This window comes from Actinomyces acetigenes (assembly GCF_031296635.1).
GTDB lineage: Bacteria > Actinomycetota > Actinomycetes > Actinomycetales > Actinomycetaceae > Actinomyces > Actinomyces acetigenes.
The window spans coordinates 1-6,363 of sequence record NZ_JASPFC010000062.1; the positions used below are offsets into that span (position 1 = coordinate 1).

Genomic DNA, 6,363 nt, shown 5'->3' on the forward strand with positions numbered 1-6,363 from the left:
CCGCCGTCAACCGGGCCCGCAGGACAGTGAGACAGCGGGTGTGGGACCTGGCCGGCGAGCACTCACCGACCGCCGGCGTCTCGGCAAACCGGCCGTTGGTGATCGACATCGACGCCACCCTGGTGGGCGTCCACTCAGACAAAGAGGGTGCGGCCCCGACCTTCAAGAAGGGGTTCGGCTACCACCCGCTGACCGCATGGTTCGACCACGGCCCCGATGGTGGGGGTGAGTGCGCGGCGCTCGTGCTGCGTCCCGGAAACGCGGGATCGAACACTGCCACCGACCACGTCGAGATCATCCGCCGGGCACTGGACCAGGCCGGGCTCGGCCCCAGGCCCGGTAGAAAGGTGCTGGTGCGCATTGACGGGGCCGGAGGAACGAAGGAGACCATTGAGCTCCTGGCCCGTCGACGGGTGTCCTACAGCGTGGGGTTCACGCTGCCGGACCACACGCCGCAGATCTACGACACCATCCCCGAGGCCGCCTGGGCCCCGGCCTACAACGCCGACGGACAGCCCAGGGAGGGTGCGGACGTCGCTGAGATCACTGACCTGCTGGACCTGACCGCTTGGCCCAAGGGGATGCGGGTGATCATGCGCCGAGAGCGGCCCCACCAGGGCGCCCAGCTGCGCTTCGAGGACGTGGGCGGCTACCGGCTCACCGCCTTCGCCACCAACACAAAAGTGGGCCAGCTCGCCGATCTCGAGGTCCGCCACCGGCTACGAGCCCGCTGCCAGGGGACCGTATCCGCTGTGCCAAGGACACCGGGCTTGACCGCTTTCCCTTGCAGGGGTTCGCCCAGAACCGTATCTGGTGCCTGATCGTGGCCCTGGCCCGCAGGCCTGCTGGCCTTCTCCCAGCTGCTCGCCCTGACCTCCACCCCCGCCCGCACCTGGGAGCCCAGGACGATCCGCCTGCGCCTGATGAGCATCCCCGCCGTCATCACTCACCACGCCCGCCGCACCGTCCTGCGCTACAAGGCCGACCACTCCTTCACCGGCCTCCTGCTGACCGCACTGAGCAGCTTTCAGGCCCTACCCGCACCATAGGCACCCGACCGCTGCCTCCTGCCCACCACGCCCCTGAAGGAATAACCCTGGCCCCTGGAAAGGCCCGACCACCGCGAGACGACACGCGGCAGACCGTCACACCCAACCGGCATAATCGCCCCCACGACACCGGCAACGACGCCACCCACACCCCGCTCAACCAACCAATGAAAGATCGAGGCTGACGGCGAGGCCCAAGGCAATGAGGCTTATTCACAGGGCTAGCCGACGCTGGCATCTGCGCAGGTCGCAGCGCCTTTGACGGATGCTGTGAATAAGTCTCAATGGCTGAAGAACTGCGGTGTAAGAGTGAGGTCGCGTGACGTCAACGATTCTAATCGTTAGAACCTTTCAGGATGAGTCTAAGAAGCTCCCAGAAAAATGAATGGCAAGCACCTTGTGCTCGTGAGTGCGCCCTGGTAAATTATTTAATGAGGTGTGGGAAGTTTCTCGGTCATTCCTGAAGGGTTAGGATGGCTGGGGAGTGCTGGCTGGTGGGCGCTTGTTCGCTGAAGAGTAGTCACCGCGTTTGCTTGATGGGGGTGTATGGATTGCGAGAGAACAGCAGCTTGAGTGTCGTGCTGACGTACTCCATCGTCATTGTTTTCGCTGTGCTATTTGTTGCTGTCAACTGGTCGGGTCCGGGAAGAGTCTTGTCGCTGGCTTCCGTTGCCGTCATTGCCTGCGCATTGCTGGCACTCCACTCAAAGTCCTTCGCCGCGGCTGTCGGGGCGGCGCTTCTCCTCGTGCCGCTGCCCTTGATAGCGGTGTGGACCAACGCAGGCTCAGCGACAGGCGTCATCGGGCCGCTGGCTCTGCTGGCCGGAGTCGCCTGCTGGCGAACCGGGAGGTCCTCAAAGAAGACGGGGCTGAAGCAATCTGGTTGAGTCAGTCGACTGGAGGCGGTCTGCCCCCTCGCGTGCGAGGGTGTTGAGGTGTGTGGTGCTTCCCGGGCCGACGGCGCAGCAGCCAGTCCCGCCCGCGTGGCGCCAGCCGCCGGACTCGTGCTTGGAGGTGGCCTCCCCCTTCGCGTGTGAGGGCGGCCGGGGCGTGTGGTACCTCCCGGCCGACACCGCAGCCAGTCCGGGCCCGAGTGGCGCCAACTGCCGGGCCTGGGTGGTCGTACCGTGCGCCGCGCGTTCGGAGCGTCGGGATGGTCGTGGGGTGAGTCGGTAGGACGGTTTCTTGGTGTCGATGGTGGAGTGGTTGCCTTGCTGTGTGTGGGTGGGTTGGGGTCAGGGCTCGAAGCGGCGCCCCACCCTACGAACGCGCGGGAGGATGGTGGGTGTCATAGCGTGTGGTGTCGAGCCGCTGCCTGGATGAGGCGGCGGGCTCACACCTGGAGGCTTATTCACAGGGCTAGCCGACTCCAGCATCTGCGCAGTCAGAGCACCTTTGACGGATGCTGTGAATAAGCCTCCTGGGCTCACGCCTGGGCGGGGCGGATGGCGGCGTTGATCTGTGCGGCCAGGCCGGCGGGGTCGTCGACCGTGAGGTAGAGGTGCGTGAAGCGCTCGTCCTCCAGGGTGACCACCAGCGTGTTCTCGTAACCGGAGATGTTCCAGAACTGCGCCGTGCCCTCGGCGTGGAAGGTCCCGGAGAGCTTGCTGCCCGCCTGCAGTCCGGGCCCGCGCCAGCCCTTGGGCTCGTGGCGCAGGCCGGGGTCGTGCGTGGCGCCGCGCACGTGCGCGAGCGGGAACTCCAGTCGGGAGGTGTAGGACCACATCTTGTCCAGCCCGTGCGGCTCAACGCTCAAGGTGGTGTCGGTGATGGTGACGGTGTTGCGGCTCATGATGTCTGCTCCTCTCGTGGGCAGGTTGGTTGGGTGGTCGTGGGGTCGCGGTCTGGCAGGTGAGTGCGGGGTCGGGGTGGGCTACGTCGGCGGTGAGGCCGAGGCTGTCGGGGCTGATGAGGCTGAGCTCGACGTCGTGGCGCCGGCCCGCTCCAGCAGGCGCCGGCCCAGCGCCTCGGCGGTGACGCCCGCCCGGTTCAAAGCGACCTCGAGGGCCTCGCGCACGGCCGGGTCCCCGGGGGCGATCTCCATGAGCGCCACGAGGACCAGGTCGAGCTCCTCGTGGCCCGCCTCTGCGGCGTCGGCCGGGCTGCCTGAGGTGTCCGCAGGGCTCAGAGCGGCCAGCGCCTCGGTGAGGCAGCGCTGGAAGAGCCCGTCCTTGGAGCCGAAGACCCCGTAGAGGCTGGCGCGGTTGACGCCGGTGGCCCGCACCAGGTCGTCCACGGAGGCCCCCGCGAAACCGCGCTCGGCGAAGACCGCCGTGGCGGAGCCGATGGCCTCGCTCTCGATGAAGGTGCGTCGTCGTCCCATAAATTCAGAATAGACGTTCTGGAACGGTCAGTCAAGAACAATCGTTCTGAAATTCTTGAGCGAAGGAGCCCGCCTCACTCAGCCGATGATCCCCGTCTGGGCGCCGATGGCCAGCAGCGCGTACAGCACGGCGAACACCCCGGCAATACCGGCGCAGGCCAGGGCGGGGCGGCGCCGGTAGGTCAGGACGGCGACGTACTCGCGCAGCCAGGCGTTGACGATGTAGAACCAGGCCGTTCGCGCCGGCTCCACCGCCCACGGCACCCCCATGTCGGAGGCCAGGATCGCGGTGCGTACCGCGTGGAAGGAGCTCGTCACCAGCAGCACCTGCGGGTCCGTCATGCCGCGCTCGGCCAGGAGGTCGCGCGTGTAGGAGATGTTCGTGCGGGTCGTCGTCGAGCGGTCCTCCAGGAGGATCCGCTCAGGCGGGACGCCGCGGGCGATTGCGTAGTCGGCCATGGCGCGCGCCTCGCTGACCGGCTCGTCGGCGCCCTGTCCGCCGCTCATGACCAGCAGCGGCACGCCGGGGCGCAGAGCCTCCTCGTCTTGCCAGGCCTCGATGCCGCCCTTGATCCGCGAGCCCAGCAGCGGCCCGACCTTCCCGTTGATGAGTCCGGCGCCATGGACCACGACGACGTCGGGGTGCGGCATGGCCCGGCGCCCACCCCAGATCCGCTGCACCACCGTCTGGCCCAGGAAGATGAGGAGGAAGACGCCCAGGTAGGCGCAGGCGCAGAACATGAGGGCGGCGACCAGCAGGGCCCAGGGGTTGGCGGTGGCCACGAGGGCGACGGCGGCCATCGGCGTGGCGATGAGTCCCAGGCCGGCCGCCAGGCACAGCAGGTTGCTCAGGCGCCGGCCCTCGCGGCGGATGAGGACGACGCCGTTGAACATGAGCAGGAACGGCATGAGGGCGATGAGCAGGAAGAAGGCGACGCTGCCCAGTCCAACCGGGATCGAGAGGGCGGGGATGAGGGAGGCCAGGTGGAGCAGTGCTCTGACCGTAGCGCCGACCAGGAGGAGAAACAGGATTCCGTTGCGCAGCCGACGGTTGTCGCGGCGTCGCGAGAGCTTGAGTAGCCCCCACCACAGTGCCAGGGCGGCGACGTCGATCAGAGGAGCGGGGAGGAACCAGGGGGTGCTCATGGGGTGGCTTCCTCTCGTGGTGCGGGGGTGTCGGGTCTTTCTGAGGCGCGGGGTGGTGGGGCCGACGAGTCGGCGCTCGTCACAGGTGCGGAGCCGGCAGACGCCGCTTTGACCGCCTTGCGCTCATGCGATCAGGTTAGGAGGCGGCGGCCGGTGGGTGTGAGCGTCGTTGGAACGATTCGTGGGAGGCAGCCCTCCACCCTTCGGACGACGGCGCGCGCCCCGGCTCCTCCCTGGGGTGAGGTGACCGGGCCGGCCGTGTGTCGGCTGTCGACCCCACGCGTTCGTAGGGTAGGTCGCGCGTTCGGGGGTTCAGGGTACGAACCGGTGGCCTACGGTACGAACCGGTGGCCTACGGTACGAACGCGCGGGAGGGTGATGCGGGTGGGTGCCGCGGCGAGGCTCGGGCGCGTGGCGCGGGCCGGACGGGGTTGGTATCGGCGGGCGCCCTCGAACTACAGTTGACCTGCAACGACAGGGGAGCGCCCCGTCGTCGGCCCGGCCGCCACTGGCCGATGGGCCGCCGCCGACGGCGCTGAGAGTGCGGAAGCCCGCAGACCCTCGAACCTGCTCCGGTTAGTACCGGCGAAGGAAGTCGAGACCATCTCCCCGGCGCGCCGCAGGTGGTCGCCGGGCCCTCCGGAGAACCATCCAGGAGGCACACATGAGTATCCAGTCCACCCACCGCCCCGGCCGGCCCAGCCCGGCCCTCAGCCGCCGCGCCCTGCTCGCCGGAACCGCCGCCGGCGCCGTCGGCCTGAGCCTGGCCGCCTGCGGCAAGGGCAAGAAAGCCGACTCCAAGGCCGACTCCAAGACCGTCACCGTCGTCACCCACGACTCCTTCCACGTCTCGGAGGACCTCGTCAAGGCCTTCACCTCCGAGACCGGCTACACCCTCAAGGTCGCCACCTCCGGGGACGCCGGCGCCCTGGTCAACAAGCTCGTCCTGACCAAGGACGCCCCCCTGGGCGACGCCGTCTTCGGCATCGACAACACCTACGCCACCCGCGCCCTCGACCAGGGCGTCATCGACACCTCCGCCACCGTCACCCTGCCCAAGGGCGCCGAGAGCTACGTCGTCGCCGACACCCCGGCCCTGGCGCCCATCGACGTCGGCGACGTCTGCCTCAACATCGACACCGGCTACTTCACCGGCAAGGGCCTCACGCCCCCGGCCACCTTTGAGGACCTCACCAAGCCCGAGTACAAGGGCCTGCTCGTGGCCATCAACCCCACGAACTCCTCACCCGGCATGGCCTGGCTGCTGGCCACCATCGGCCACTTCGGCGCCGGCTCCTTCGCCGGCTACTGGAAGCAGCTCGTCGCCAACGGCGCCCGGATCGCCGAGGACTGGAGCGCCGCCTACGAGACCGACTTCTCCGGCAGCGGCAAGGGCACCTACCCCATCGTCGTGTCCTACGCCTCCTCGCCCTCCTTCACGGTCTCCAAGGACAAGAGCTCCAGCACCACCTCCGCCCTGCTGGACACCGCCTTCCGCCAGGTTGAGTACGCCGGGGTCCTCAAGGGCGCCGCCAACCCCGAGGGCGGCAAGGCCTTCGTGAAGTGGATGCTCTCCAAGGCCGTCCAGGAGGACATCCCCGGCCAGATGTACATGTACCCGGTCCTGCCCGACGCCGCCCTGCCCGAGGCCCTCACGAAGTTCGGCCCGCTGTCGAAGTCGCCGGTGAAGGTCGAGCCCAAGGAGATCACCACCCACCGCGAGGAATGGCTGGGCACCTGGACCGAGGCCGTCGGCAAGTGAGCGCGCCGGGCGAGGAGACCGCCGCCGCCGCGCGGCCCGACGCCGCTGCCTCCCGCAACGCTGAGCCCACCGGGACGCCCCGC

General features: G+C 68.5%; 7 protein-coding genes. 3 read left to right on the top strand and 4 right to left on the bottom strand.

Going from position 1 to position 6,363, the window contains the following annotated elements; genetic code table 11:
* The coding region (locus tag RIV14_RS13195) for a transposase (protein ID WP_428978890.1) at positions 1–821 on the top strand (821 nt) is incomplete at its 5' end.
* A gap of 102 nt (positions 822–923) precedes the next feature.
* Positions 924–1,049 (top strand): hypothetical protein, encoded by a 126-nt coding sequence (locus RIV14_RS13850; protein WP_428978891.1) that lies wholly within the window; start codon positions 924–926, stop codon positions 1,047–1,049.
* Positions 1,050–1,569: 520 nt separating this feature from the next.
* On the opposite strand, the gene RIV14_RS13200 is transcribed toward RIV14_RS13850, so the two are convergent.
* From RIV14_RS13200 to RIV14_RS13215, 4 genes are all read right to left on the bottom strand, one after another.
* Complete coding sequence (locus tag RIV14_RS13200) at positions 1,570–1,851, bottom strand: hypothetical protein (RefSeq protein WP_178387859.1); 282 nt, start codon at positions 1,849–1,851, stop codon at positions 1,570–1,572.
* A gap of 624 nt (positions 1,852–2,475) precedes the next feature.
* Positions 2,476–2,841 (bottom strand): hypothetical protein, encoded by a 366-nt coding sequence (locus tag RIV14_RS13205; protein ID WP_075254810.1) that lies wholly within the window; start codon positions 2,839–2,841, stop codon positions 2,476–2,478.
* Positions 2,842–2,922: 81 nt separating this feature from the next.
* Complete coding sequence (locus RIV14_RS13210) at positions 2,923–3,372, bottom strand: TetR/AcrR family transcriptional regulator (protein WP_075372442.1); 450 nt, start codon at positions 3,370–3,372, stop codon at positions 2,923–2,925.
* A gap of 78 nt (positions 3,373–3,450) precedes the next feature.
* Entirely contained in the window at positions 3,451–4,518 is a 1,068-nt protein-coding gene (locus tag RIV14_RS13215; protein ID WP_075372443.1) for a YdcF family protein, read from the bottom strand.
* Between the two features lie 664 nt (positions 4,519–5,182).
* Here RIV14_RS13215 and RIV14_RS13220 point away from each other — a divergent pair.
* Positions 5,183–6,280 carry a thiamine ABC transporter substrate-binding protein gene (locus tag RIV14_RS13220; RefSeq protein ID WP_075372444.1) on the top strand — a complete coding sequence of 366 codons (1,098 nt, stop codon included), beginning with the start codon at positions 5,183–5,185 and terminating at the stop codon, positions 6,278–6,280.
* The last annotated feature ends 83 nt before the right edge of the window (positions 6,281–6,363 follow it).